The 23,351-nt window shown below is 70.1% G+C and carries 27 protein-coding genes and 1 pseudogene; 14 read left to right on the top strand and 14 right to left on the bottom strand.

Annotation, left to right across the window (positions count from 1 at the left end; translation table 11 throughout):
• Nucleotides 1–143: 143 nt before the first annotated feature.
• Nucleotides 144–599 (bottom strand): hypothetical protein, encoded by a 456-nt coding sequence (locus tag ACIRFL_RS18370; RefSeq protein WP_404029520.1) that lies wholly within the window; start codon nucleotides 597–599, stop codon nucleotides 144–146.
• A gap of 151 nt (nucleotides 600–750) precedes the next feature.
• On the opposite strand from ACIRFL_RS18370, the gene ACIRFL_RS18365 reads away from it, so the two are divergent.
• A complete protein-coding gene (locus ACIRFL_RS18365) occupies nucleotides 751–1,725 on the top strand; it encodes a GlxA family transcriptional regulator (protein WP_404029518.1) in 975 nt (324 codons plus the stop codon).
• Between the two features lie 97 nt (nucleotides 1,726–1,822).
• Here the strand turns inward: ACIRFL_RS18365 and ACIRFL_RS18360 are convergent, their stop codons facing one another.
• The 4 genes from ACIRFL_RS18360 to ACIRFL_RS18345 all read right to left on the bottom strand — a co-directional run bounded on the left by ACIRFL_RS18360 (nucleotide 1,823) and on the right by ACIRFL_RS18345 (nucleotide 3,930).
• Nucleotides 1,823–2,125: a hypothetical protein gene (locus tag ACIRFL_RS18360; protein ID WP_404029516.1), complete on the bottom strand. Its 303-nt coding sequence runs from the start codon at nucleotides 2,123–2,125 to the stop codon at nucleotides 1,823–1,825.
• A gap of 150 nt (nucleotides 2,126–2,275) precedes the next feature.
• A complete protein-coding gene (locus ACIRFL_RS18355; RefSeq protein ID WP_404029514.1) occupies nucleotides 2,276–2,818 on the bottom strand; it encodes an MOSC domain-containing protein in 543 nt (180 codons plus the stop codon).
• A 53-nt stretch (nucleotides 2,819–2,871) separates the two neighbouring features.
• On the bottom strand, nucleotides 2,872–3,084 hold the full coding sequence (locus ACIRFL_RS18350) for a DUF397 domain-containing protein (protein ID WP_404029512.1): 213 nt from the start codon (nucleotides 3,082–3,084) through the stop codon (nucleotides 2,872–2,874).
• The gene (locus ACIRFL_RS18345) at nucleotides 3,085–3,930 is read right to left on the bottom strand and encodes a helix-turn-helix domain-containing protein (protein WP_404029510.1); all 846 of its coding nucleotides are present in this window, start codon (nucleotides 3,928–3,930) and stop codon (nucleotides 3,085–3,087) included.
• A gap of 335 nt (nucleotides 3,931–4,265) precedes the next feature.
• Here ACIRFL_RS18345 and ACIRFL_RS18340 point away from each other — a divergent pair, with 335 nt between their 5' ends.
• On the top strand, nucleotides 4,266–4,769 hold the full coding sequence (locus tag ACIRFL_RS18340; protein ID WP_404029508.1) for an ATP-binding protein: 504 nt from the start codon (nucleotides 4,266–4,268) through the stop codon (nucleotides 4,767–4,769).
• On the opposite strand, the gene ACIRFL_RS18335 is transcribed toward ACIRFL_RS18340, so the two are convergent.
• Entirely contained in the window at nucleotides 4,766–5,515 is a 750-nt protein-coding gene (locus ACIRFL_RS18335) for an HNH endonuclease (protein WP_404029505.1), read from the bottom strand. The genes ACIRFL_RS18340 and ACIRFL_RS18335 overlap by 4 nt on opposite strands.
• Nucleotides 5,516–5,679: 164 nt before the next feature.
• Here ACIRFL_RS18335 and ACIRFL_RS18330 point away from each other — a divergent pair, with 164 nt between their 5' ends.
• Entirely contained in the window at nucleotides 5,680–6,897 is a 1,218-nt protein-coding gene (locus ACIRFL_RS18330) for a DNA cytosine methyltransferase (RefSeq protein WP_404029504.1), read from the top strand.
• Here the strand turns inward: ACIRFL_RS18330 and ACIRFL_RS18325 are convergent, their stop codons facing one another.
• From ACIRFL_RS18325 to ACIRFL_RS18305, 5 genes are all read right to left on the bottom strand, one after another.
• Nucleotides 6,898–7,395 carry a very short patch repair endonuclease gene (locus ACIRFL_RS18325; RefSeq protein WP_404029668.1) on the bottom strand — a complete coding sequence of 166 codons (498 nt, stop codon included), beginning with the start codon at nucleotides 7,393–7,395 and terminating at the stop codon, nucleotides 6,898–6,900.
• A 14-nt stretch (nucleotides 7,396–7,409) separates the two neighbouring features.
• Nucleotides 7,410–8,168, bottom strand: coding sequence for an NgoMIV family type II restriction endonuclease (locus tag ACIRFL_RS18320; protein WP_404029502.1), 759 nt, complete (start codon nucleotides 8,166–8,168; stop codon nucleotides 7,410–7,412).
• A gap of 12 nt (nucleotides 8,169–8,180) precedes the next feature.
• The gene (locus tag ACIRFL_RS18315; RefSeq protein WP_404029501.1) at nucleotides 8,181–9,143 is read right to left on the bottom strand and encodes a NaeI family type II restriction endonuclease; all 963 of its coding nucleotides are present in this window, start codon (nucleotides 9,141–9,143) and stop codon (nucleotides 8,181–8,183) included.
• A 239-nt stretch (nucleotides 9,144–9,382) separates the two neighbouring features.
• Nucleotides 9,383–10,402: a hypothetical protein gene (locus ACIRFL_RS18310; protein WP_404029499.1), complete on the bottom strand. Its 1,020-nt coding sequence runs from the start codon at nucleotides 10,400–10,402 to the stop codon at nucleotides 9,383–9,385.
• A gap of 70 nt (nucleotides 10,403–10,472) precedes the next feature.
• A complete protein-coding gene (locus tag ACIRFL_RS18305) occupies nucleotides 10,473–10,832 on the bottom strand; it encodes a hypothetical protein (protein ID WP_404029498.1) in 360 nt (119 codons plus the stop codon).
• Between the two features lie 146 nt (nucleotides 10,833–10,978).
• Here ACIRFL_RS18305 and ACIRFL_RS18300 point away from each other — a divergent pair, with 146 nt between their 5' ends.
• The 4 genes and pseudogenes from ACIRFL_RS18300 to ACIRFL_RS18285 all read left to right on the top strand — a co-directional run bounded on the left by ACIRFL_RS18300 (nucleotide 10,979) and on the right by ACIRFL_RS18285 (nucleotide 13,669).
• Complete coding sequence (locus ACIRFL_RS18300) at nucleotides 10,979–11,782, top strand: class E sortase (protein WP_404029496.1); 804 nt, start codon at nucleotides 10,979–10,981, stop codon at nucleotides 11,780–11,782.
• A gap of 428 nt (nucleotides 11,783–12,210) precedes the next feature.
• Nucleotides 12,211–12,426, top strand: a pseudogene (locus ACIRFL_RS18295) (transcriptional regulator); the annotation flags it as partial.
• Nucleotides 12,427–12,505: 79 nt separating this feature from the next.
• Nucleotides 12,506–12,814, top strand: coding sequence for a DUF6412 domain-containing protein (locus tag ACIRFL_RS18290; protein WP_404029495.1), 309 nt, complete (start codon nucleotides 12,506–12,508; stop codon nucleotides 12,812–12,814).
• A gap of 144 nt (nucleotides 12,815–12,958) precedes the next feature.
• Nucleotides 12,959–13,669: a YidC/Oxa1 family membrane protein insertase gene (locus ACIRFL_RS18285; RefSeq protein ID WP_404029493.1), complete on the top strand. Its 711-nt coding sequence runs from the start codon at nucleotides 12,959–12,961 to the stop codon at nucleotides 13,667–13,669.
• Nucleotides 13,670–13,812: 143 nt separating this feature from the next.
• Here ACIRFL_RS18285 and ACIRFL_RS18280 read toward each other — a convergent pair whose 3' ends face one another.
• The 3 genes from ACIRFL_RS18280 to ACIRFL_RS18270 form a co-directional block, all read right to left on the bottom strand.
• Nucleotides 13,813–14,688, bottom strand: coding sequence for an LLM class F420-dependent oxidoreductase (locus tag ACIRFL_RS18280; protein WP_404029491.1), 876 nt, complete (start codon nucleotides 14,686–14,688; stop codon nucleotides 13,813–13,815).
• 92 nt (nucleotides 14,689–14,780) lie between these two features.
• On the bottom strand, nucleotides 14,781–15,284 hold the full coding sequence (locus tag ACIRFL_RS18275; RefSeq protein ID WP_404029489.1) for a heme-degrading domain-containing protein: 504 nt from the start codon (nucleotides 15,282–15,284) through the stop codon (nucleotides 14,781–14,783).
• Entirely contained in the window at nucleotides 15,281–16,360 is a 1,080-nt protein-coding gene (locus ACIRFL_RS18270; protein WP_404029487.1) for a Gfo/Idh/MocA family oxidoreductase, read from the bottom strand. The genes ACIRFL_RS18275 and ACIRFL_RS18270 overlap by 4 nt, the downstream gene beginning before the upstream one ends.
• Between ACIRFL_RS18270 and ACIRFL_RS18265 the strand changes: the two genes are divergently transcribed.
• From ACIRFL_RS18265 to ACIRFL_RS18235, 7 genes are all read left to right on the top strand, one after another.
• Nucleotides 16,359–17,573 (top strand): ROK family protein, encoded by a 1,215-nt coding sequence (locus tag ACIRFL_RS18265; RefSeq protein ID WP_404029485.1) that lies wholly within the window; start codon nucleotides 16,359–16,361, stop codon nucleotides 17,571–17,573. The genes ACIRFL_RS18270 and ACIRFL_RS18265 overlap by 2 nt on opposite strands.
• A gap of 400 nt (nucleotides 17,574–17,973) precedes the next feature.
• Complete coding sequence (locus ACIRFL_RS18260; protein ID WP_404029483.1) at nucleotides 17,974–18,753, top strand: HAD-IIA family hydrolase; 780 nt, start codon at nucleotides 17,974–17,976, stop codon at nucleotides 18,751–18,753.
• Between the two features lie 91 nt (nucleotides 18,754–18,844).
• A complete protein-coding gene (locus tag ACIRFL_RS18255) occupies nucleotides 18,845–19,393 on the top strand; it encodes a hypothetical protein (RefSeq protein WP_404029481.1) in 549 nt (182 codons plus the stop codon).
• 11 nt (nucleotides 19,394–19,404) lie between these two features.
• Entirely contained in the window at nucleotides 19,405–20,118 is a 714-nt protein-coding gene (locus ACIRFL_RS18250; RefSeq protein ID WP_404029479.1) for a sortase domain-bontaining protein, read from the top strand.
• 141 nt (nucleotides 20,119–20,259) lie between these two features.
• Nucleotides 20,260–21,291: a glycoside hydrolase family 6 protein gene (locus tag ACIRFL_RS18245; protein WP_404029478.1), complete on the top strand. Its 1,032-nt coding sequence runs from the start codon at nucleotides 20,260–20,262 to the stop codon at nucleotides 21,289–21,291.
• Nucleotides 21,292–21,537: 246 nt separating this feature from the next.
• Nucleotides 21,538–22,722 carry a helix-turn-helix domain-containing protein gene (locus ACIRFL_RS18240; protein WP_404029476.1) on the top strand — a complete coding sequence of 395 codons (1,185 nt, stop codon included), beginning with the start codon at nucleotides 21,538–21,540 and terminating at the stop codon, nucleotides 22,720–22,722.
• Between the two features lie 199 nt (nucleotides 22,723–22,921).
• Nucleotides 22,922–23,116: a hypothetical protein gene (locus ACIRFL_RS18235; RefSeq protein WP_404029474.1), complete on the top strand. Its 195-nt coding sequence runs from the start codon at nucleotides 22,922–22,924 to the stop codon at nucleotides 23,114–23,116.
• Nucleotides 23,117–23,351: the final 235 nt, after the last annotated feature.

Genomic DNA, 23,351 nt, shown 5'->3' with positions numbered 1-23,351 from the left:
GCGGAGCCGCATATTGATACAGCCTCGCGTCCCTTCGGGGCGCTGATCGGAGCCGCCGGGGCTGGAGAGGCGGCTGCCCGTCGGAGGCGCGCCTCGGAGGTGGGACGCGCCCCGCCGGAGGGTCCGCGCCTTCCCCCGGAGGGTCACGCGCCGGTGGTGGAACCCGGGCGGACGATCATCAGTACCGTCACCGTCGCCCACAGGATGTTGAAGATTCCGGTGAACATGGCGAGCCGTACCGTCGTCTCCCGCGTGCCCGTGCCCGTGCCCTCGACCAGCGCGCTCTGCCGCGGCAGCACCAGCGCCACCAGCACCACGGCGGCCAGCGCGGTCAGCACGATCGACACGATCAGCCAGGCGCTGCCGAGCACGCCCATGTTGCTGGCGGTGGCGAACCCGAACACGGGCACGACGACACCGACGACGCCGTACACCCGGCAGATCCGGTGCAGCAGCTCCACGGTCCCAGTGGCCCGGACATCCTCCGGGGCGGCCAGGGCCCGGCGGGCGGCCGGCGGGAACATGCTGGCGGCGACGGTGACGGGACCGATGGCGACGACGGCGGCCAGGACATGGACGGCGAGCAGGAACTTGGTCACGGGGTGACGCTAGACAGCCGGCCGGCCCGGCAGAAGCGGCAGTAATGCCAGAGACCAACGGATTCTCGCCGCCCGCCCCACCGTGCCGAACCGGTCCGCTTCCCCCGGCCCACCTGCCTGGCCACAATCCGTCGTACGCTACGTTTCTGCCATGCACACCGTGGCCGTACTGGCGCTGGACCAGGTCATCCCCTTCGACATCGCCGTCCCGGTCGACACCTTCGGCTGGGCCCGGCTGCCGGACGGCCGCGAGGCCTACCGGATCCGGGTGTGCTCACCGCCGGGCGAGATGAGCGCGGGCGCGTTCAGCGTGCGGGCGCCGTACGGTCTGGAAGCGCTCGCGGACGCCGACACGATCATCCTGCCCGGGGTCGCCGACCCGACGGTGCCGCTGCAGCCCGGGGTGGCCGAGGCGCTGCGCGCCGCGGCGGCGAACGGCACGCGCATCGCGTCGATCTGCGTCGGCGCGTTCGTCTTCGCGGCGACGGGCCTGCTGGACGGCCTGCGCGCCACGACGCACTGGGCGGCGGCCCGCCATCTCGCGGCCCGCCACCCAAAGATCACCGTCGACCCGAACGTCCTGTACGTCGACAACGGCCAGTTCCTCACCTCGGCGGGCGCCGCCGCCGGAATGGACATGTGCCTGCACATGATCCGCAAGGACTACGGCTCCGCGGTCGCCGCGCACGCGGCCCGCATGTGCGTCATGCCGCTCGAACGGGAGGGCGGCCAGGCCCAGTTCATCGTCCACGAGCTGCCCCCGGCCCCGGCCGGAGCCACCCTGGAACCGCTCCTTGACTGGCTGGAGGACCACTGCGACCAGGACCTCACCCTGGAGGAGGTGGCCGCGAAGGCGGGCATGAGCACCCGCACCCTGAACCGCCGCTTCCGCGAGCAGACCGGCACGACCCCGCTGCAGTGGCTGCACCGGGCGCGGGTGCGGCGCGCGCAGCACCTGCTGGAGACGACCGCGCACCCGGTCGAACGCATCGCGCACCAGGCGGGTTTCGGCTCCCCGACGGCGTTCCGGGAACGGTTCAGAAGAGTGGTCGGGACGAGCCCCCAGGCCTACCGCCGAGCGTTCCGCTCCCGGAGCGGTGCCCCTGCCGGGGTCGGCGCCAACTGACCACCGAGGGCCGACCGGACGGGTACGTACGGGTGTGTCCGGAGCGATGCCGCGCCGGACAGGTACCGCGGGTCAGGGTCAGGGGCAGAGCCAGGGCTCAGGCGCGGCGGTCGGCGACGGCCCAGGAGGCCAGGGCGACGGCGCCGGCGACCCCGAACACGGACGGCCAGGCGCCGACCTTCTTGGCCAGCGGATGCGACCCGGCGAAGGCGGCGACGTAGGCGGCACCGAGCGCGCCCGCCGCCCTGGGCCCGGCCACCTTGTGCCACTGCTGGGCGGCGGCGGCCCCCGCGACGGCCAGGACGACCCCGCCGAGCTGCCGCTTCTTCGTCCAGCGGGCGACGCCGTACCCCCCGACGAGCCCGCTCGCGGCGATCACGGAGCTGGGAACCTTGGCCATGTCTGCCTCCTAGTGTCACTGCCCCGAGGCTAACCCCGGCCCCGCGCACCACCCCGAACCTGAGTCAGGGCGTGTCAACCTTCAGCCCCCTGTCGGAGGCGTCCCAGGGGCGAGGCCGCCGCCGTGGCCGGGAGGTGTGCCGACGACGCTTCAGACCCGGTCCAGCGGCCGATGCGGCCCCGCCGGCAGCTCCGCCTCGATGACATCGCCCGGCCGCACCAGGCCGCCCGTCTTCACGATGCTCATGATGCCGGCCTTGCGCACGAGGTTCCCGTCCGCGTCCCGCCCGACGACCTGCTTCAGCAACCCGGCCTGGAAGGCGTCGATCTGCACACACGGATTGCGCAGCCCGGTCACCTCGACCACGGCCTCGTCGCCGATCCGCAGCAGCGTCCCCACGGGCAGCCCCAGCAGGTCGATGCCCCGGGTGGTGATGTTCTCGCCCAACTCCCCGGGCCTCACGTGGAAACCGGCCGCGCCGACCTCCTCGAACAGCTCCTCGTGCATGAGGTGCACCTGCCGGAGATTCGGCTGCGTGGGATCCCGCGCGACCCGCGACCGATGCTTCACGGTCACCCCGGAATGCACATCCCCTTCGACCCCAAGCCCAGCAAGCAACGTGACGCTCTCCCGCTTCGGCTTGCTGAACGAGTACACCCCGTTACAACTGACAGCAACGACTGTGCCCTGCATAAACCGACCCCCTCATGTCACCGAGACCCTACCTCCGCCGCTGTGCCGGGACTTCAGCCTCCTAGCTCACCCCTCCGCAGGGCCCAGGTGAATGCGTGCCAAGCCGGGCTGGGGAGGACGAGAGAGGGCCCGCTGGCATCCTTCGAGTCGCGTATGAGAACACGAGTCGGGACGAAAGCGGCCTCCAGGCACTCGGTCGTGTTGCCGCCGCTGTACGACGACTTGAACCACCTGGGCGCTGGGACCGGCTGGGGCGCGGCGGACATTCACAGCTCCTTGAGGGCGCGATGGATCATGGCGGAAGAGGCTTCCATGTCCAACGCTTGTGCCTGTAGGTACTCGAACGCAAGTCTGTAGCGGTCCAGTTCCTCGTCCTTCTCAAGGAAGAGGGAGCCCGTATGGAAGTCGACGTAGACCACGTCGAGTGCCGGCTCGGGGCCGCCGATGATGACGAAGCTCCCGAGCGCGGCGGCATGGGCACCCTTGGAGAAGGGGAGCACCTGAAGCGTGATGTGAGGAGCCCCGTTCGCTGTGAGCAGCCGATGCAGCTGCTCTTTCATGATCTGAGGAGACCCGACGGCGCGGCGGATGACGGACTCGTCGAGGATCGCCCACAACCGCGGTGGCTTCGGGCGGGTCAGGATCTCCTGCCGTTTCATCCGGATGTCGACCAGCCGTTTGATCTCCGCCTGCTCCAGGGGTACTTCATTGGCCATCTGCAGCGCGGTGCTGTAAGCCCGGGTCTGCAGAAGGCCAGGGACGTAGACGCAGGAGAAATGACTCTCCCGTACCGCTTCGTCCTCAAGGGTCAGCAGCAGGTTCATGCTCTCGGGGATGGAGTCGGCGAAGGAACTCCACCAGCCCTGCTGTTTGGCGTCCTTCGCGAGCGCGACAACCGCGCGCCGCTCTGCCTCCGTTGCTCCGTACTCGCGGCACAACGCATCCACGACAACCCACTTGACCGGTCCCGCCTGCGTTTCGTACCGGCTCACGGTGGCCTTCGAGACGCCGACAAGCCCCCCGGCCTCTTCGAGCGTCATCCCTTTCCGTGCCCGCAACTTGCGCATCATGGCGCCCAGTTGCCGACGGCGGGTTGTCGTGCGTACAGACATTCGGCTCCTTCGTCGGGCGCCGGGGAACGCCCCGGAAATCCCACTCAGGCTAGGCAGGAGGAGGGCGGAGCCACCATCAGATTCACTCGATGGGTTCACGTGAGAAGTTACATGAAGAGATTTCTCTGTGCCATGCTCGGTCTCCGAGCCGCTACGCAGTGCAGCCGTACGGATAGGGCGGGCGCAGCACGCGCGTGGCATGGGAGGGAGGAGCGGTCGTGTCCGACTGCGAAGCCACCGAACCCCGACTCCGCTGTGTGCTGCCCTTCGAGGCGGTGCCGGCTGAAGTCCGCCTGCTGCGGAGAGCGGCTGTCAGGCAGTTGGGCAGGTGGGGTATGTCCGCCGCCACTGACGAAGCCGGACTGCTGGTCACCGAGCTGGCGACCAACGTCCTCAAGCACCTTGGCGAGGGCGTATCGGCGGCCTTGGTCCTTGAATGGACTGGTGCGCGGCTCCGGTTGGAGATGCACGACAAGAACAGCATGCTTCCGGTCCTCAGGTCTGCGAACTGCGACGAGGAGTGCGGCCGTGGCCTGCACCTCCTCTCCGCGCTGGCTGCCGACTGGGGAACGGTCCTCACCGCGGCCGGCAAGGCGGTCTGGTGCGAGATCCAGCTGGACAGCACCCGCGCATGCCAACGCCTGGCACGGGCTGCCGAAGCACTGGCGAACTACCCAGGGGCGAGCGCTGGTCTGTCACGAAGCAGGCGGGACGCGGACCTCGAAGAGTCGGCGATCGAACTGATCGCGGACCTGCTCCACTGGACAGCCGCCCACGGCCACGACCCAGACGCCATCCTCGACCGGGCCCAGACGCACTACGAGGCGGAGGCGGCCTAGTGGGTGAGCTGGGCAGACTTCCGGATCTGTTCCCGAAGGGCTGCCGGAGTGCGCCAGGATTCTCCGGGGCGGCTTTTGTGGCACATGCGATGACAGTTGGCGCACAGGCAGGCGAGGTCGGCGAGCTTGGTTTCTTTGGCGCCCGAGACGAAGAGGGGAGTGACGTGATGCACCTCGATGTATCCCTCTCCCAGGTCCCCGTACGCGCGGGCGAAATCGAAGCCGCACACCTCGCAGACCAGGGGGCGCCCCAACGCCTGTACCTTCTTGATCTTGGCCCTGCGGAGCTTCGGGTCCCGTTCGCGAGCCAGCGCGCGGCGGACGAGAAGGCGCCCTTCGATCGCCGCAGCGACGCCATCGTTGTCGACTTCGTCGGGCTGGGGCGGAATGAGATGCAGCTCACCCGAGCCGATGCCGTCCTCGATGGCTTGGGCGGCTTGGAGCATCTCGGCCTCACGGTTGGTGAAGGCCTCGATCATGAGCAGCGTCGGCTTGCCGCATCGAGTCGGCTTGCCCGAGTACTGCTCGTGGTTCGTCATGAAGTCCGTCGTCTTGCGGCTGACACTGTCAGGCGATCGGAAGCCCGGCAGGCCATGAGCCTCCGGATCGTGGATCGGCAGCGACCGAAGCAGTTCGGACAACTCATGTACTTCCGGATCCTTGGTTCGAAGCTCGCGCCAGCCGTTCCTGACGACCAGGGCTCCGGCCAGCACAAGTTCGTCCTCAGTCCACGCAGGGATCCGCATGAACCATATATATCGTATGAGTGTTCGGTGTGTCGGAGGGTGTGTCCAGCGAACCGCGGGGTGTGCTGCACACTTGGTGGGTCTTGTTGTCAGTGGGGTCTGTCACCCTCGGTGATGGCGGATTGCAAAGTGAGTCTGCCGCGGTACGGCTGTAAGGAGGGGGCATGACCCGCACGAAGGAGTCCGAAGGCGTGAACGAAGCGCAAGCGAGGCCCGAGTTCACGTCGATCGAAATCTGTGCTGGAGCCGGCGGGCAGGCCATCGGTCTGCATCAGGCAGGTTTCGGGCACCTGGCCCTGGTTGAGATCGATCAGCACGCGGTGGAAACACTGACGTTGAACATCGAAGACCACGAGGTGTGGGCGTGGGAGAGGGAGCACTGTGACGTCTTGTCGGGCGACGTCAAGGAGTTCAACCCCGATCGCGATGTCCGCAAGAGTGCCGACCTGCTGAAACAGGGACTAGATCTGCTGGCTGGTGGCGTGCCGTGTCCCCCGTTCTCCCATGCGGGAAAGCAGCTCGGCAAGGACGACGAACGAGACCTGTTCCCGCGCATGCTGGAGCTGGTTGACACGCTGAAACCGCGTGCGGTGATGATCGAAAACGTCCGAGGGATCATGGACCCGAAGTTCTCGGACTACCGCGATCAAATCATGGCGCGGCTTCAGGGCGGCACATACCGAGGCGACGACGGGCAGATGGTTTCCGATGAGGGCCTTGGATACACCGTCTGCAAGTGGGACATCCTGGAGGCCAGCGACTTCGGGGTACCGCAGCTCCGCCCGCGCGCCATCCTCGTTGCGTTCCGCGAGGATGTGATCAAGGACCTCAAATACGAATGGCCGACTGCCACGCACGAGGATCCGGTCAGTGTGGCGGACGCACTCGAACCCTCCATGCGTCAGCGTTACGGACGGTACTTTGAAGGCGCCTACTCGGAGCGGGCGCGTGAGGCCTTCGACCGATGGCTCAAGAAGGCGCGTTCACGCGATGCCGAACTGAAGGGCAAGGGCGGGGGCATTGCGCCCACGCTCGTTGGCGGATCGAAGAAGCACGGTGGTGCTGATCTCGGCCCCAGCCGTGCAAAGGCGGCCTGGAAACAGCTTGGAGTCTCCGGCATGGGCGTTGCCAATGACATTGCCACATGCGAAAAGCGAGGCACCGAAGACCGAGACCTCTTCGGCCCCGACGGTCCCATGCTCACGGTACGGCAGGCCGCCACCATTCAGGGCTTCCCGATGGAGTGGGATTTCGCGGGCGGAAAGACTGCTCAGTACCGGCAGGTGGGCAATGCATTCCCGCCGCCAGTGGCCAAGGCGGTCGGTAAATCGATCATCGATGTACTGAAGGCAGCGCAGGAGCGTGAGCAGAAGAAGCACTGATTACCCGCTTGTTTTCGTCTCTCGGGTTGCGTCCCGGCGCTTCTCGACCTCGGCTGCAATGCGCACGGCACAATCTTCCGAAGCCTCGTGCTCCCAGAACCTGAGCACTGTCCAGCCCGCTTCCTCCAGGCGCTGGTCAGTGTCCCGGTCGCGTGCCACATTCCGGGCAACCTTGTCTGACCAGTAGCCCGGATTGGTCTTCGGCGGGACGTAGTGCTCGGGGCAGCCATGCCAGTAGCAGCCGTCGATGAACACAGCCACCTTCGCCGGACGGAAAACCATGTCGGCGGTTCGGCGAAGGCCCGGCAGGGGCTTGGCGGCAACCCTGTAACGGAGGCCGCGGGCATGCACAAGCCTCCGAATGAGCCATTCCGGCTTCGTATCCCGGTTCCGGATGGCTTGCATGTTTCGGCGACGTGCCGCAGACGATGCCCACGAACCTTCTGGGGGAAACCACGGGTTGGTGGGTTCAGCCGGGGAACCCGAAGACGTACTCATCACTCTCTGATCTTCTACCACGTGGTCAATGTGGCGGTGAGTGCTTCGTAGGGACGGAGGCGTCCCTGGCCGATGCACTCCGCCAGGTCGTTCTTCTGCTGCTTGCTGCCGACGGCTTCTACCGCATTCTTCAGTGCATCGAAGGCAATGTGGTACACGGCGTCGACCTCACCTGTGCCCCTCGCGATAGCGGCGATCCTGCTGGGCATCGGCTCAGCTGTCACTGTAACCAGATGTGGCAGCCGACCGCGTCTGTGCCTGATCATCTGCAGGAACTCGTGGCGGATGTTCTGCACGCGGTCAGAGCGGATGGTCCATTTGCATGAGACCGCGGCATGCAGAAAGGGGTCACTGCCCGCGAGTGTAGAAGCGTGAGTCACGCCGATAGTGACATCAGGCTTGATCAGGTAATCGAGTCCAAGGTCCGCGCTGAGTACAGCGTTCTTGCTCACGGCTCTTTTGAGGGTCCCCAGATGAGCATACTGAGAGAAGTCTGAAATGATTTTCTTATGATCCACGTGCCAGATGCGGGAAGCATCGGACTCCGGCAGTGTTTTGTCTAGATCGTCCCGGACTTTCCGCTCCAACGCGGGCCCCAGGTGCTCAGGAATATCGTGCAGTGTGACGCCCGGCTGGACACCCAGGTATCCGAGGATTTCGCTCGCCAGAGCTTTTGAAGGAGTGCTGCTGCTGTCGGCGTTATTTGGCACCAGCCCTTTTGATTTCTGGATTTTCTTCCAGCCGAGAAGCTGTGTCGCGAACGGTGCACTCATATCTGGGCAGACCTACTTGGTGTGAGAGGGGAGGGTCGGGGCCATAGTGGGGAAATCGTCAGGAGTGGCGACAACCCACGCTTCGCCGTCCAGCACCACGTGCGGACTGTCTTGGTGGTGCGGACCGCGTTTCGCGATGCGCACGCTGACGAACTCGCCCTCGCGTGGTGCCGGCAGGCCAAGCTGCTCCGCCACTGCGCGATGACTGTCGTAGTCGCCCATGATCAGAATTCCTTCGTGCTTGAGCGCCGAGCGCGCACCCCCGTTACCGCGTACGCGTTTCATGTAGTCCTTCTGCTGAGCCACCGTCCGTACCACATTGCGGCTTATGCGGCGTTTCTGTACTCGGCGGAACAGTTCGTTGAGACGCTGTTGCCCGGATCGCAGTGCGAAGACAGCTTTGCGATCGGAAGGATCCATGTGGAGCAGGATGTTCTCGGGAAGTTCGGCATCGCGCCAGAGCCAGAGGATCTTGTCCCGGTGCATGGCCTTCACGGTGAGCTTGGCGTCCCGGTTTGATCCTTGGTTCAACCACTCCTCCCGTACTCGGAAGAGGCCAGCGCTCCAGCGGCTTGCGCGGTCATCGGCCCATACCAGCAGGCAGAGATGACCGCGGGCCTCCGGTGGGATCATCCAGCCTCCGAAGCTCTGCGAGTACTTGCAGTCCACCTCGATGCCGGCGATCCGGTAGTCCATGGTGTCGCCGTCCGCAAACCTGAACTCACGCTGCAGATTGATTTCGACGAGAGTGCCAGCGTGGGTCCTCTCAGTCTTATACAAGGTGTCCCAGTTGTAACGGCCGGTGACCTCGCCGTTCAGCAGCTGATCGATAGTGTCCCGCAGCACGGTTGCGAAGCGTTCCCCTGAGGGGTCGGCGCCCAGCAGCTCCTTGTGTACGGCCTGGAGCTCATCGTCGCTTTTCAGTACCTCGGCCAGGGCGAGGTTCTGCGCGGCGTGGATGTCTATAGGCAGCAAGCGAAATCCCCCTCAGGACGAACCAACTGGAATCGTATCGTCGTTGCGATGCCACGAGTTGTTGGTGCGGAAGCGGACCGTGCGACGGCTGGCGCTCACAGCGCAACTGCCTCATGGATGCAGCTGTACTGATGAAACGGGGTGCTGTGGGCCGTGCGGATGTCCCTACGGGTACAGTTCCGCAAGATGGCACGCGCGACATCGCCCATACCGCCATCTCGCATCGCTGTGACGTTGGCTCAGACGGCGGAATCTCCGTGGCAGCTCTCGTAGGGCTTCGTTGTTCCGCACCAGCAGGCTGACCCGTGCTCCGGGGGCCACGCCGTGGCTCGGCCTCGGGCTGCCAGGGTGGTTGCGTACTGGGGGAGAAGGGCGGGGTCCGTCGGGGAGGTGGACTCCGATGCCGCGAAGGCCTCGTAGGAGGGGACCGTGCCTGTGACGATGCCCAGGTTGGCCGTTCCGGAGGAGGCCAGCTCGCGCAGGGCGGACTCTATGGTCGTCAGGTGTTGTTCGTGGGAGGGGTACTCGGCGCCGAGGGACGGGTAGGCGGACAGCAACTCCGCCAGTTCCGCGGCCGGCCAGTGCAGTACCGCCACCGGGAACGGGCGGGACAGTGCCTCGCGGTGGGCGTCGAGTTCGGCGCGGAGGCGGGAGATCTCGGCCTCCAGCTCCGCCGGGTTGTCCGAGCCGAGCGACCATACGCGTTTGGGGTCGTGGAGTTCGTCCAGGGACACCGAGGAGGAGTGGAGGGTGTCGGCCAGGGTGTCCCAGTCGTCGTGGGCCGCGCCCAGCATCCGGCGGACGCGGTGGCGGCCGAAGAGGAGGGGGTGCGTGGCGTACGGGGCTTCCGGGACGTCCGTCAGGAGCAGCGTCGCGCCCTGCGTGAACGCGTCGTGTGCCGCTTCCAGCTCGTCGTGGGACTCCAGGGCCTCCGCCACGATCACCCAGGGCGCCGGGTCGCGGGGGGCGGCGGTGCGGACCCCCTCGATGATCGCGCGGGCCTCCGCCTCGTGGCCGTACTCCCAGAGGTTGGCCGCCTTCAGGGCCCGTACCCGGTGGGGGGTCTCCAGGGCGTCCGGGGTGGACAGCAGGCGGTCGTAGAGCGCGGTCGCGGCGGGGCGGTCGCCGGCGAGTTCCAGGTGGGCCGCGGCCTGTAGGAGCAGGGCCTCGGCGTCCTCGGGATACAGGCCGGCGGTCCGTTCCAGGCGTGCCGCTTCGGCGGTGTGGTCGACGTTCTCGGCGGGCGTGTCGGGGCGCATGGGGGATACCGTACTGCCGATGACCGACGGGCCGGGCGACGCCCAGGCACCGGCACGGGGAGGGGTGCCTCTATGCCGCGCGGGATGCGGTGCGGGCCGCGTACGTCAGCACCGCCAGGCCGGCCAGGGTGAGCGCGGCGCCGGCGTACAGCGGAGACCGGTAGCCGAGGCCCGCGCCGATGGTCAGGCCGCCCAGCCAGGCGCCGAGGGCGTTGCCGACGTTCGACGCGGAGACGTTGGCACTGGCGGCGAGCGGGGCCCCGCCGGCAGCGTCGGTGACCCGGGTGATCAGGCCGGGTACGGCGGCGAAGCCACGGTGCCGTTCTCCGTGTGCGTGCCGACAGGAAGCGTCGGGTGTGCCGCGCGGGGTTGTCGAGGGATGTACCAGTCCTTTCTCAAACCCGTGTACGAAGTGGGTGCGTGCGGGCAATGGGGGCGTGGCTCTGGTGAGTTGGCGGGGGTGCGCCTATCGTGCGGGCGGCGTGGGGGCGGTGCCGGTGGCTTCGGCGGTGTGGGTGGTGGGTTCGGGTGCGGGCCGTGGCGTTGGGTGTGGGCGTGGTGGGAGGCGGATGGCGTATGCGGGCTTTCGGTGTGCGCGGAGTGCCGGTCGTGGCCGACGGCACGCGGCGGCGGCGTGCCCGGCGCCGGCGGGTGCTGTGGGGCGGGGGCGAGGCCCTGGTGACCGTCGGGGTCGTCCTGCTGCTGCTCGTCGTGCACCAGATGTGGTGGACGAACCGGGAGGCCAGACAGGGGGCCGAGCGGAAGGCGCAGGCGCTGGAGCGGGAGTGGGGTGCCGGCGGCCTTGCGGACCTCGGCACGGTCCCGGCGGCGCCGACCGCGTCGTCCGCGCCGTCAGCGAGTCCTTCGGGCGCCGGGGAACGGCAGCGGTCGTACACCGTCGCCGGTGCGTCCCGGCCCGGCCGCTCCCAGGCGTACGCCGTGCTGACGATTCCGCGGCTGGGGCTGCGGGTGCCGGTCGCCGAGGGCGTCGACCGGCGGGGCGTGCTCGACAAGGGGTACGTCGGCCACTACCCCGGCACCCAACAGCCGGGCCAGGCAGGCAACTTCGCGCTCGCCGGACACCGGAACACGCACGGGGAGCCGTTCCGCCGGCTGCCCCGGCTGCGGGCCGCGGACACGATCCAGGTGGAGACGGGCGCGGCGACGTACACGTACGCCGTCGACACGATCCTGCCGCGCACGTCGGCGCGTGACGCGGGCGTCCTGCGGCCGGTGCCGCGCTCGGTCGTGAGGCCCGGGTACGGCTATGCCGAGCCGGGCTACTACATCACCCTGACCACGTGCACCCCGGAGTTCACATCCCGGTACCGGATGGTGGTGTGGGGCAAGCTGCAGTCGATGCGACCGCGGTCCGGGTGACGGACGGGTCGCACACCCGCGAGCTACCCAACGGGACCGGGGCCCCTGGCGGTACGGCTCCTTTGGAGGTACGGCTCCGAGGCGGGTATGGCTCCCCTGGGGGTAGGGCCTCCCGGTGGGTACGGCTCTCTTGCGGGTACGACCCCCTCGGGTATGGCCCTCTGCGGGTACGGACCCCGGCCGGCGGGCCCCCGGGCAGGTACGGCCCCTGCGGGCGCAGCCGCCATGGGTACGGCCCCCGGCGAGCGCAGTCCTCGCGGGCGCCCCCGGCCAAAACGCGCCCTAGGCGTCTGCCGGGTTCGGTCGTCTCGCGGCTGCGGGGCGCCGGTGGTTGCTCGCGCCGTTCCCCGCGCCCCTTTGGGGCGCGACGGTCACCGTCGAATCACCAGGCACCGCCCCGCGGCGGGCACGGACCCCCGCCGTGCGATCGCGCGTTCCAGCACGTGGACTGCGGTACGGAACTCGGGCCGTACGGCGAATGCCCGGCCTGCGGAACCATCGTGCCCGTCGGGGACGTTGTCCTCGTGCCGGGTCCCGGACTCGACCCCGACCCGGCCGATCCGGTGAGCCGGGCGCTCCTGAAGCCGAAACGGCTGCTGGAGCCCCTGGTGATCGAGCCCGGTCAGCCGGGCGAGCCCGCGTAGGCAGCAGAGCCCGTGCGGGCAGGGATCGGGTACGACCGGCAGTACGGCACGCATGAGCGCGCGAGGGGAGGGGTGATCGATGGTCCGCAGCCGGTCCGCCCTGCGTCCCGCCGCCGTCCTCCTGCTTCTGCTGCTGGAAGTCGCCCTGCTCGACACCGGCGCGCTGTCCGCCACGGTCGCGCTCGCCGCGACCGCCGCCGCGTCCGCGCTCGCCGTCTGCGCCCTGACAGCCGCCCGTTGCGCCCCCGCCGTAGCGCCCACCCGGGTCCGTACGGCCATCCGTGACCGGGCCCGCCGCACGGCCTTCCTGTCACAGCGGGACCCCGACGCCCCGGGCCGGCCACGGCCCAGGGCACCCGGGCACGCCCTCCCGGCGACCACCGCGTAGGGCTCACCCGGACACCCGGACACCGGGAAATCGGAACACCGGGGACACCCGGAACACCCGGCCACGTACGTGACCCCGCGCGGGTCGTCATGCCGCCATGCACAGCCATCCCCCGGCACGACGAGACCCACGGAGGGCTCACCCATGTCCGTTTTCGCCAGCCTCGTCGAGCGGCTCGCCGAACTGCTCGAACCGCTCTTCCACGCCTCCGCTGCCGCCGCCGCGATCGTCCTGTTCACCGCGCTCGTACGGCTGCTGGTGCATCCGCTGTCCCGGGCGGCGGCGCGCGGGCAGCGAGCCCGGGCCGCGCTCCAGCCCAGGATCGCCGAACTGCGCGAGAGGCACGGCAAGGACCCGCGCGCGTTCCAGCAGGCCCTGCTGGAACTGCACGCCGAGGAGAAGGTGTCGCCGCTGTCCGGCTGTCTGCCCGGCCTGTTGCAGCTGCCCGCCTTCTTCCTCCTCTACCACCTGTTCTCCAGCGCGACGATCGGCGGACGGACCAACGGGCTGCTCACACACGAGCTGTTCGCCGCGCCGCTCGGCGGACGGTGGGCGGACGCCCTCGCCGACGGCGGCCCGTTCGGCGCGGCGGGCACCGTCTACCTTGTCCTGTTCGCCGTCGTCGCCGCCGTCGCGACGTTCACCTACCGGCGGGCGAAGCGGATGACGGCGGCCGATGCGCCGGTGCCGGGCGGGGACGGGCCGGTCCCCGGGCTTGCGGCGGTCGGCCGGGTCATGCCGTTCCTGTCGTACCTCACGTTGCTGACCGTGGCCGTGGTGCCGCTGGCCGCCGCGCTGTACGTGGTCACCAGCACGACGTGGAGCGCGGTCGAACGGGCTGTGCTCTACCGGTGAGCGCGGCGGTTGGCGGGGGCCTGGGGTGAGTGTGTGCGGTGGTTGGTTGGGTGCGGGTTGTGTGTGGCTGGTCGCGCAGTTCCCCGCGCCCCTGGGGGGGTGGGGGAACGCGTGGTCCTTCGGGGGCGGCGGCCCTGGGGGTGTCAGGTGGGTTGGTTCAGGAGGGTGGCCAGGGTGCGCCAGGCGGTTCGGGGGAGGGCGTTGCGGGGGGTGGTGTCGATCACCTGGAGGGCCACGTGGTCGGCGCCCGCCTCGTGGAATGCGGCGATGCGCTCGCGGATCCGGGACGCGTCGCCCCAGGCGAACAGCGCGTCGATCAGGCGGTCGCTGCCGCCGTCTCGCAGGTCGTCCTCGGTGAAGCCGAGCCGCAGGAAGCTGTTGGTGTAGTTGGGCAGGGCGAGGTACATGGCGAGGGTGTCCCGGGCCAGGGCCCGGGCGCGGTCCGGGTCGGTCTCCAGGACGACCTTGAACTCCGGTGCCAGCAGGGTCTCTTCGCCGAGGATCCGGCGGGCCTGCGCGGTGTGCTCGGGGGTGACCAGATAGGGGATCGCGCCGGCCGCCCGGTCGCGGGTCAGCTCCAGGGTCTTCGGGCCGAGCGCGGCCAGGACCCGGCGCCCGGCGGGCACCCCGGACGCGTCCAGCGCGTCCAGATAGGCGACCAGGGCCGAGTACGGGCGGCGGTACTGCTCGGCGAGTTTCGCGTGGCTCACCCCGAGGCCGAGCAGAAAACGGCCCGGGTGCGCGGACTCCACCTCGGCGAAGCCCGCGGCGCTCGTCTCGGCGTCGTAGTCCCAGATGCTCTGGATGCTGGTGCCGACGGTGAGCCGGGAGGTGGCCGCCAGCAGCGGCTGGGCGTGCCGCGGGGCGCTGTTGCCGCCCAGCCAGACCGCGCCGAACCCGAGCTGTTCCAGTTCGGCGGCGGCCTCGGCGAGTTCGGTGCGCAGGCCCGGATCCTCCGAGCGCAGTCCCGTGCTCCAGATGCCGTACCGGCCGACCTTTTCCTTCAGGGCGGTGCTCATGGTTCCGTTCCCTCCGGGTGGATGTCATTCCATGATCGCTGTCCGTTACGACGATTCAACCGGAGGGAGCCTCGGGATAGTCCCGGGGCGCGCTAATCCCGCAGGAATTGCTCCAGCGCCTCCACCACGAGGCGGTGGTCCTGGAGCTGCGGCAGGCCGGAGACGGTGACCGCGCCGATCACGCCCACGTCCGCGACGGTGATCGGGAACGAGCCGCCGTGGGCCGCGTACACATCCGGGTCGAGCCGGGAGGACTCCTCGAACGTCGTGCCCTTGGCCCTGAAGCGCGCGCCGACCAGGTAGGAGGAGGCGCCGTAGCGTTCCACGACGCGGCGCTTGCGGGCGATCCACGCGTCGTTGTCGGGGGTGGCACCGGACAGCGCCGCGTGGAAGAGCTGCTGGCCCGCGCGATGGATGTCGATGGCCACCGGGGCCTGCCGCTCCCGGGCCAGCTCCACCAGGAGCGAGCCGAGCGCCCAGGCGTCCTCGCAGCTGAACCGGCGGAACACCAGCCGGCGTTCCTGCGCCTCCAACTCCTCTACGCTCGGGGTCAGTTCGGGTGTGGACCGCGGGGTGACGCGCGGGTGCTGGCTCACAGCGTCACCGCCACGCCGTCGCGGGCGGACCGGCGGGCCGCTTCCAGTACGTCGAGGGCGTCGGCCGCGGCCCGTGCGGTGACCGGGTTGGGGCCGGCGCCGGTGAGGGCGTCGGCCACCGCGGCGTAGTACGCCGGGTAGTCGCCGGGCAGGGTGGGTACGGGGGTGCCGCCGCCGGTGAGCGGGGACTCGCCCGAACCGAGCCGGCCCCACAGGGACTCGGGCTCGGTGCCCCAGTCGGAGCCGGGCCGCAGCCCCTCGCGCAGGGCCGCCTCCTGCGGGTCGAGGCCGTACTTCACATAGCCGGCACGCGAGCCGAGTACCCGGAAGCGGGGCCCGAGCTGGGCGGTCGTCGCGGAGACGTACAGATGGGAGCGGACGCCGCCGGCGTGCGTGAGCGCGATGAAGGTGTCGTCGTCGGTCTCGGCGCCCGGGCGGCGCACGTCCGACTCCGCGTACACCTGGGTGACCGGGCCGAACAGGACCAGGGCCTGGTCGACGACATGGCTGCCGAGGTCGTAGAGCAGACCTCCGATCTCAGCCGGGTCGCCGGACTCGCGCCAGCCTCCCTTGAGCTGGGGGCGCCAGCGCTCGAAGCGGGACTCGAAGCGCCATACGTCGCCCAGCGCGCCCTCGGCCAGCAGCTTGCGCAGGGTCAGGAAGTCGTTGTCCCAGCGGCGGTTCTGGAAGACCGACAGCAGCAGGCCGCGCTGCTCGGCGAGGGCGGCCAGCTCGCGGGCCTCGGCGGCCGTCCCGGCGAGCGGCTTGTCCACCACGACCGGCAGGCCCGCCTTGAGCGCGGCGGTGGCCAGCGGGACGTGCGTCTTGTTCGGCGAGGCGATGACGATCAGGTCCAGCTCGCCCGGGCGGTCGAACAGCTCGTCGGGACGGGCGGCGAGCCGTACGTCCGGGAACGCGGCGCGGGCCTGCTCCTGCCGCTCGGGGTTCGCGGTGACCACGGTGTCGAGGGTGAGGCCCCCGGTGGCGGCGATCAGCGGGGCGTGGAAGACGGAGCCCGCCAGGCCGTAGCCGATCAGGCCCACGCGAAGGGGGGTGCCAGTCGTACCAGTTGTCATGCGCCCACTTTCGCAACGCTGTTGCCAAAGTGCAAGTGTCGGAGAGAATGGGGGCGTGAACCGGGCGGACAGAGCAGACACGGCGGACAGGGCGGGCGGCGGCGTGACGGGCATCGGGAGCGCGGCGGGGGCGGCCGCCGGCGCCAACCTGCTCGCCCTGCGCAGCCACAACACCGCGCTCGTGCTCGATCTGCTGCGCACCGCGGGCACCGCCGGGATCAGCCGCCTCGAACTGGCCGAACGCACCGGGCTGACCCCACAGGCGGTCAGCAAGATCACCGCCCGGTTGCGTGCGGAAGGTCTCGCCGCGGAGGCGGGGCGGCGCGCGTCGACCGGCGGGAAGCCGCGGACGGTGCTGCGGCTGGAGCCGGCGGCCGGACACGCGGTGGGAGTGCATCTGGACCGGGACGAGGTGCGGGTGCTGCTCTGCGACCTCGCCGGGGCGGTGCTGGCCGAGGCGCGGTCCGCGCTGCATCTGGGGGCCGGCGCGGACGCGGTGGTCGAGCGGACCGCCCGGCAGGTCGAGGAGCTGCTGCCCGGGGCGCCGGGTGCGCTGCTCGGCGTCGGGGTCGCGCTGCCCGGCCCGCTGGATCATGCGCGGGGCGTGCTGCACCGGGTGACCGGGTTCCCCGAATGGGACGGATTCCCGCTGCGGGACGCGCTCGCGCGGCGGCTCGGGCGGCCCGTGGTGGTCGACAAGGACACGAACGCGGCGGCGCTCGGGCTGGCCGTCGCCGGGGAGGGCGACTCGTTCGCGTATCTGCACCTCGGTACGGGGCTCGGTGCCGGGCTGGTGATCGGCGGGAGCGTGCACCGCGGGGCGCGCACCGGGGCCGGTGAGTTCGGCCATCAGGTCATCCAGCTGGACGGGCCGGTGTGCGGGTGCGGCGCACGGGGCTGCGTCGAGGCGCTGTGCCTGGCGGCCGTGGCCCGCGGTGACCTCGCGGAGGCGGCGCGCGTGCTGGGCACGGGGGCGGCCAATCTGGTGGGGTTGCTGGACATCGACCTGGTGCTGCTGGGCGGGCGGACCGTGGCGGCGGCGCCGGGGGAGTTCGTAGCGGGGGTGGCGGCCGTACTGGGGGAGCGGGCCCACCGCAAGGGCACGCCGGGCGACGCGATCCCGGTCCGCCTCGCGACCGGCGGAAGCCGGGGGGTCGCACGGGGCGCGGCCCACTTGGTCCTGGCGCCCTTGTTCGGCCGCCGCGACGGCTGACGTTTGCCGCCGGCGGGGCACGGATCGGGGCGGCGCTGCCCGCGGCGGCTGACATCGGTCCTGCCGCCCCTCGGCACGCGCCGACGCCACCCCGCCACGGGCCTCCGACCCGCTCGGGCTGCGCCGCCACCGCCCACCGCCACGGGCAGTTGGCCCCGTCTCCCTCGCCCCGCGTGCACAGAGCCGGGCGGGGAGGGTGGAGGCGTGCACGGGCAGTCGGTCCCGTTTCTCAACCGCTCCGCGGAGTCGGGCGCGTGTGCCGTTCGGGGCGGTGGTCACGATGTTGGTGCGGTTGCCGACCGCCCGTGACGGCCGGTTCGGCGCAGCCCTTACGCTGGGGGCGTCGGTACGCCGTGGTTCCGGCGCCCATGACCGTACGCATGCCAGGAGACCGAAGCACATGGCAGACCGCAAGCCCGTCGAGTCCTGGCTCACCGACATGGACGGTGTGCTGATCCACGAGGGCGTGCCGATCCCCGGCGCCGACGCCTTCCTGAAGAAGCTGCGTGAGTCCGCCCGCCCGTTCCTGGTGCTCACCAACAATTCCATCTACACCCCGCGCGACCTGCACGCCCGGCTGCGCCGTATGGGCCTGGACGTGCCGGTGGACAACATCTGGACCTCCGCGCTGGCCACCGCCAAGTTCCTCGGCGACCAGCGGCCCGGCGGCAGCGCGTACGTCATCGGCGAGGCCGGACTGACCACCGCGCTGCACGACATCGGCTACATCCTCACCGACCACGAGCCCGACTACGTGGTGCTGGGCGAGACCCGCACCTACTCCTTCGAGGCCATGACCAAGGCGGTACGGCTCATCCTCGGCGGCGCCCGTTTCATCTGCACCAACCCGGACGAGACCGGCCCCTCCACCGAGGGCCCGCTGCCCGCCACCGGCGCCGTGGCCGCCCTGATCACCAAGGCCACCGGCCGCAAGCCGTACTTCGCGGGCAAGCCGAACCCGCTGATGATGCGCACCGGACTGAACGCGATCGGCGCCCACTCCGAGACCAGCGCCATGATCGGGGACCGCATGGACACCGACGTGCTGGCCGGCATAGAGGCGGGCATGCAGACGTACCTGGTGCTCACCGGCCTGACCCGGCCCGAGCACGTCGAGGACTACCCGTACCGGCCGTCCCTTGTGGTGGACTCGATCGCGGACCTCGTCGACCGCATCTGAAACCTTTGTGACCCGAACGGCGCAGTCGGACGCCGTCGAAGATGCGGGCCCACGGTCCACGGGGGACCCTCCAGGTACTGGAGGTTTCACGATGGGCTCACTACCCCTCACTCTCGGTACGGGCATCCTGGCCGCCGCGGCGCTCACACCGTCGGCGTACGCGGCGGACGGCGGCGGAGTCTCGGTGGCTCCGGCCGCCCCCGTCCCCGGCGCCGACGTGGACCTGCGGGTCACCGGATGTGACACGAGCACGGGCACCGCGGTCTCCGGCGCGTTCACCCGGGACGGCATCCTCACCGGCTCGTCCGGCGTCCTCACCGGCCGCACCCGGATCCGTACGGCGGCCCCGGCGGGCCCCCACGACGTGCGGATCGCCTGCGGCGGTGCGCGGATCACCGGCACGGTCACGGTCGCCGGGGACGGCCCCGGCACCGGGTTCCCGGCTGGTGGCGTACGGCCCGGGGACCCGCCCGCCGCCCCGGCCGACGCGGCGGGCGGCGACACCGCCTACTTCGCCTCCGTCGCCATCCGCTCCGCGGGCCCCGGCCTGGTGCACGCGGTCATCGGTGTCGTTCTGGTCGGCCTTGCCGCGGTCGTCGTCGGGCTGCGCAGCGCCCGCCGGGGCCGAGGCAAGGACTGAGAGCGCCCGTCATGTCCTCTCGTGTGCGTCACGCCGGGGCCGGTCGGCTGGCCGTCGGCGTGTTCTGGGCGCTGCTGCTGCTCGGGCTGTGGCTGTGGGGCCGCGAGGCGGCCGAGGTGCCGCCCGGGGTGTTCGGGCCGGCCACGGGTGACATGGCCGCGGTGGGGCGCCCGGCCGGCACCGAACTGCCCCCGGCGGCCGAGCCGTTGGCGGTCGCGCTGCCCCAGCGCCTGGAGATCCCCGGACTCGGGGTGCGGGCATCCGTCGTCGGCCGCGGCCAGGAAGGCCAGGACGTGCAGGACGGCCAGGAAGGGCGGGACGGGCGCGACGGGCAGGACGGCAGGGACGCCGCCGGACCGCCGTCGGCCACCCGGTCCGCGGCCGTGGACTGGTACGCCGCCGGGACCAAGCCGGGGTCGGCCGGGACCGCCGTCATGGTGGGCCGGGCGGACACCGGGACCAGGCCCGCCGTACTCCACCGGATCGGCGCCCTGCGGCCCGGCGAGACGGTCCGGGTGGCCCGCGACGACGGCACGGTCGCCGAGTTCACCGTGGACGACGTACGTGAGCTGCCCGGCGACCGCTGCGACGCCGGGCGGGCCCCCGGGCCGAGCGAGGCCGGCCGCGCCGAGCTGCGGCTGATCGCCTGCGGCGCCGCCGACCGGGCGGGCGAGGGCGCCGCGAACGTGCTGGTGTCGGCGTACCTGACCGGAACCGGCCGGTGAGGCGCCGCGTCGTCTCGCCCGCCGCCTGACCCGGTCCCCGAAGCCGCCGCCCGGGAAGGCAGGACCGTCGCGGCCTCGTGACCGGGACGGCGGGTATGCCAGGATTGAGCCTCGCAAGAAGTGCGCCCAGGGGGGAGTTGGATGTACGTCAGCAGGGGGGTCCCGGCTTCGGCACGGGCACGGGTGTCCGCGGTGCTGCTGGGGGCGGCGCTGCTGGTCACCGGATGCTCGTCGTCGGACGACGGGAAGGAACCGGGCGACGCGGGCGCCCGGATCACCCAACAACCCAAGGGCACCGACCCGTTCTGGGTGAATCCGGACGGCACCGCGGCCCGCCAGGTCGCCGCCTACGAGAAGGACGGCAAGGACGCCGAGGCCGACCAGATCAGAAAGATCGCCGAGCAGCCGACGGCGGAGTGGATCGGCCCGGAGAACCCGGAACAGGAGGCGCGCGGCTTCACCGAGGCCGCCGCCGAGTCCGACCGTACGGCGCTGCTCGTCCTCTACAACATCCCGCACCGCGACTGCGGCCAGTACTCGCAGGGCGGCGCCGCCGACGGTGACGCCTACCGCGCCTGGATCGACGGCGTCGCCCGGGGCATCGGGGACCGGGCGGCGACGGTGGTCCTGGAGCCGGACGCCGTGCTCCACCTGGTCAACGGCTGCACCCCGGACGAGTTCCACGAGGAGCGCTACGACCTTCTCAAGGGCGCCATCGGCAAGTTGAAGTCCCTGAAGAACACGAAGGTGTACCTGGACGCGGGCAACGCCGGCTGGGGCCACCCCGACCAGATCTTCGAGCCCCTCCAGTGGGCCGGCATCGACCGGGCGGACGGCTTCGCCGTCAACGTCTCCAACTTCTACTCCACCGAGGACTCCCTCGCCTACGGCAAGCAGTTGTCGGCGAAGGTCGGCGGCAAGCACTTCGTCATCGACACCAGCCGCAACGGCAACGGCCCCTACACGGGCGGCAGTCCGGACGAACGCTGGTGCAACCCGCCGGGCCGCGCGCTGGGCGAGCCGCCGACGACGAAGACGGCGGACCCGCTGGCCGACGCCTACCTGTGGATCAAACGCCCCGGAGAATCAGACGGCGAATGCAAGGGCGGCCCCAAGGCAGGCAACTGGTGGCCCACCTACGCCCTCAACTTGGCCAAGTCATCGGCCCGTTAGATGCTGGGGGCTCTGTCGATATGTGGCTCCGCCGCGTGGGCGCGCCCAGCCGAAACGAACCGGCAGCAGCAAGTCGCCCAGCCGGTGCGGCGAGCCTCTGCGGTCGGCGGCGTGTCCATGCTCGGCGTCACCTCACCTCACACACAGACGAAACGGCCCCCGTCCAGGGGCGACGGGGACCGATCTCAGTTCCCCGGCACGGGGCCAGGGGTACCGTTCTGGTGTCGATGCAGAACGGAGACCGGTATGCCCCTGCACACTGACGAGCACACAGGCGCGCGCATCGCGCACACGCGCAAAGTCCGCCGGTTGACGCAACGCGAGTTGGCCGACCTCTCGCACGTCTCTTACAGCACCCTGACCAAGGTGGAGCAGGGCGTCCTACCTCCAAGCCCCTCGGTGATCGGCGCGCTCGCCCGCGCCTTGTCCGTTGCGGTCACCGAATTGACCGGTCAGCCCTACCTCGACGAACTGAGGCAGGACCAACTGGACGGCCTGATCAACCCGATTCGCGAAGCCCTGAACATCTATGATCTCGGCCCGGACCCGGACGTGATTGCGCGCCCTGTCGAGGAGTTGGAGGCCCACGCGGACAGGCTGTGCGCCATGGTCCGCGCGACGAACATCAAGCAGGTTGCCGCCGACCTACCCGGCCTGATCCACGAGGCCACGACAACTGCGCACAGGGACCCGGCAGCCCGCAGCTGGCGGTTGCTCGCGAGCACGTACCGGACCGCGTACGACGTGACGACGAAACTCGGGTTCCCCGACCTGTGCACAGTTGCGCTCGACCGTATGGACTGGGCGGCGCAGCGGGCCTCTGACCCCGTGCTGGGGGGGATGCGTCAGTACCTGCGGGCACTCGCCTATCTCCGGGCGAGCGACTACCGGACGGGCAAGCGGCTGGTCCAGTTGGGCATGGCCACCCTGCAGCAGGCAGAGCCGGGGCATGTGACGGATGCCGTCACGGGACAGCTCCACCTCGGCGCCGCCGTGCTGGCTGGACGGGACAAGGACAAGGCCGCGGCAGAAGGACACCTCAGCGAGGCAGAGCGCATCGCGGAGCGGACCGGTCCGGCCGAGAAGGTGCATTGGCTGTCCTTTGGACCGACGAACGTCGGTGTCCACCGGGTCAGCGTGCTGGCTGAACTGGACCTGTATCCGGAAGCCGTGCACTCCGCGCAGGAGATCACGATCCCGGACGGGTGGCCTCCGTCGCGACTCGCACACCATCACGCGGAGGTGGCGCGAGCGCAGATGTGGACGGGACGTACGGATGCCGCGTTCAAAAGCCTGTTGACGGCACGCAAGCTGGCACCGCAGCAGACGCGGTATCACCCCATGGTGCGCGAGACATACGCTGGGCTGGAGGCAGCCAAGCGCAGGATGCCTGAAACATTCGGCAACTATGGTGCTTGGCTTCATATTTGACGTAGCGTCATGCAATGGCCGGAGCTATCAGTGATGACTGATAGTTCCGGCCTTCGTCTGTCGGCACGATGCCAGGGTCAGAAGACCCCCGCGACCGTGCGACCGGTCCGGGGGCGTGGCCACCAACCGGTAAAGGGTTGACGACGTGCCCCATACAACCAGAATCCCCACGCTGAGCCGGCGAGCTGGGGGTCAGCCGATGACCAAGGCGGACACCGACGCCGGGCGATGGGAATACATGACGTACGCGCCCAAGGGCGAAACGTGCCCTTCGTGCCTGAAGCCGATCAAGAGCCTTGAGGTCTGCCGCCGGGGAATGCTCGCAGGCCGGGACGCCACTCCCGCCGTCGCCTACTGGCACACGGGCTGTGCCACGAAGGAGGCGGCACAGTGACCCGGACCCAGCAACGCAGGGCTGGGCGCCCGTGCTTGCCGAAGGGGTGGACCTCCTTCTCATCGAAGCCGGACGGTCAAACCACGGCGCACTGGTACGCGGCCTCTCCATACCCGGTGGACGCCCTCAAGGCGGAGTACGGGCCTTGTCCCCGAGGAGTGGACACCTGTTCGTGTCGTTATGCGGCAAGTGTCAGGGTAGCTGACTGCTGTTCGTAGGCGATCGGCGCCTGCTG

The sequence above is a fragment of the Streptomyces sp. NPDC102462 genome, assembly GCF_044765425.1.
GTDB lineage: Bacteria > Actinomycetota > Actinomycetes > Streptomycetales > Streptomycetaceae > Streptomyces.
This window is presented reverse-complemented; position numbering and strand designations above follow the sequence as displayed.